The 2513-nt window shown below is 46.0% G+C and carries 2 protein-coding genes; one reads left to right on the top strand and one right to left on the bottom strand.

The features are described 5' to 3' along the window. Positions 1–762, top strand: a 762-nt coding sequence (locus AACT21_RS08825; protein ID WP_094163145.1) for a mechanosensitive ion channel family protein, incomplete at its 5' end; no start/stop codon positions are given. A 93-nt stretch (positions 763–855) separates the two neighbouring features. Here AACT21_RS08825 and norR read toward each other — a convergent pair. Then, positions 856–2442, bottom strand: coding sequence for a nitric oxide reductase transcriptional regulator NorR (norR, locus tag AACT21_RS08820; protein ID WP_094163144.1), 1587 nt, complete (start codon positions 2440–2442; stop codon positions 856–858). Positions 2443–2513: the final 71 nt, after the last annotated feature.

The following is a 2513-nucleotide window of genomic DNA, read 5'->3' as shown; positions in this document are numbered from 1 at the left end:
GATGTCGCACTGATTACCGAGAAGCAGCGTAAATGGATGTCACGCACTAAGAATGGCACCTTTGCGTTTACTTTGGTCATCCTCTTCGTATTGTGGCAATCGGAGATCAACGAATTTGCACTGTCAGTGACTGCGATAGCGGTCGCCATTGTAGTCGCATCAAAAGAGATCATCTTGTGTTTTACGGGTTCAATTCAGCGAGCGAGCTCTCGCTCATTTCGTATCGGGGATTGGATTGAAGTCGGAAAACTGAGCGGTGAAGTGATCGAACACAACTTGATGGCAACCGTGATCCAAGAAATCGACTTGAATCATGGTCAATACCACTACACTGGAAAAACTGCGACCTTGCCAAACAGTATGTTCTTCTCGTTTCCGGTAAAAAACCTTAATTTTATGAAGCGTTATGTGTTTCATAACTTTTCGATAGTAGTGCCTGAATTTGTAAATTTGTACCCTTTATTGCCGATTATGCATGAAAAGATTGAGAGCCACTTTGCCCACTTTATTGATGTTGCAAGGCGCTATAACAGCATGATTGAAAAACATGCGGGTGTAGATTTGCCCAGTGCTGAGCCGCACATTCAGATCAGCAGCGCAGCCGCAGGAGAACAGATCGTGCATTTCATGATTTTTTGCCCAACAGAGCGGGCCAACCATTTAGAGCAACTGATCCGCCAAGACTTTATGCAAGCATATGAAAACGCATTTCCACGCGCTTTAGTTGCAACAGAAGTGCTGCCGAGTAAAGTGGGTAGCTAACCGCCGAATAATGAGCGCTCACACAGTATGGTGAGCGTCTTACCTGCAATTACTGTTTGGGTGAGAAAAGATATATTAGTGATGAAAGTGAGATTAACGCTCAATTGCGTGTGTTTTTTTCACCGAAATCCCTAAGCGTTTTGAAAGCCGAGTGAGATTCGCGCGATCCACTTGCAATAATCTTCCCGCTTTTGCCCAATTAAAATCGGATTGGGTCAATGCTTCACTGATCAATTTACGCTGATATTCATCCGTTGCTTCTCGCAGCCCACGTTGCCACACCTTCGCTGTGGTTTCTGTGTCGCTCAACGTACTTGGCGTGTTAACCAGAGGTAGGCTGAAATCTAACTCACCTATGTCGTAGCTGTTGACGGTGATCAACGCTTGTAAGCCTTGTCTGGCTCGTGCTTTCAGCGCTGCGCGGTTGATCACGTGTTCTAATTCGCGAACATTACCGGGCCATGAGTAGTTGAGTAACCCAGCCAGTGCGTTGGGATCGATTTTGAGCTGTGTGATACCGAGCTTGCGACGCGCTTGCTCTAAAAAATAACCTGCCAACAAGGTAACGTCACCATTTCGCTCTCTTAGCGGAGGGATATAAACAGGGTATACGCTGAGTCGATGGTAAAGATCGGCTCGGAATCTTCCCGCTTCCACCTCTTGCTTTAAATCTCGATTTGTCGCTGCCAATATCCGTACATCAATAGTTTGGACATGATCTTGTCCTACGGGCTGAATTTCATTGTTCTGCAATGCACGTAAAATCTTGCTTTGGGCAGCCAATGGCAGTTCACCGATTTCATCGAGAAATAAGGTTCCACCGTCGGCTAATGCAAACTTGCCTAAGCGATGCCGTTCTGCTCCAGTAAAGGCTCCTTTGACATGCCCAAATAGTTCACTTTCGACCAAGTTTTCTGGAATTGCGGCGCAGTTGACATAAATAAGGGGTTGGCGTTTACGCGCTGATAGTTGGTGCAGTGTTCGTGCGACCAGCTCTTTACCGACACCCGTTTCACCATGGATTAAAATGTTGAAATTAGAAGGGGCGACCACTTCCAAATCGGCTTTCATGGCCAGCATCGACGTACTTGAACCGATGATCTCTCCACCTTCTCTGTCCCATGCTTCTTCATTCAGCTCTTCTAAGCGTTGCTGTGATTGTTTGGCTTGTGCTTCAAGTTGAGAAAAGGTCAGTGCCATTTTCAAGGTAGAGGCCGCGATTGCCGACAACGCTTCTAGGCTGCGTTTGGGAATATGCTCAAACATGTTGGGATTAAGGCTATCCAGCGTCAATATACCGAGCAGTTTATCACCAAACAAAAGGGGCAGGCCCATACAAGAGTGCATGGGAAGGTCGCCATCATGATCCATTAATAAACCATCGAAAGGATCGGGTAGTGATGAATTCGCATCGAAAATAACCGGCCCATCAGCGTGGCAAATCTCACGAAAGCGGGGATGTTCATCAATTAAAAAGCGTCGGCCTAAGGTATCGCGAGTCAAGCCTTGCATCGCAAGGGGGATTAACAAATCACCTTGGCGTGAAAGCAGCATCACACAGTCGCATTGAATGGTTTTACGAATCGCATCAAGCAGGCGATTGAATCTATCTTGATCGTTCAAACCACTTGCGAGTCCTATGGTCATTTCAATCAAGGTAGAGATGGAAAAATCTTGCATGGTAAGCACTCAGGTGATGTTTTTGGATATTGTAGTGTCATAATGACATTTTTTGAAGTGTTATTTTGACC

The organism is Vibrio sp. V08_P9A1T1 (genome assembly GCF_963874405.1).
GTDB lineage: Bacteria > Pseudomonadota > Gammaproteobacteria > Enterobacterales > Vibrionaceae > Vibrio > Vibrio anguillarum.
The sequence above is the reverse complement of the archived record's forward strand: the minus strand, read 5'-3'. Positions and strand labels throughout refer to the sequence as shown.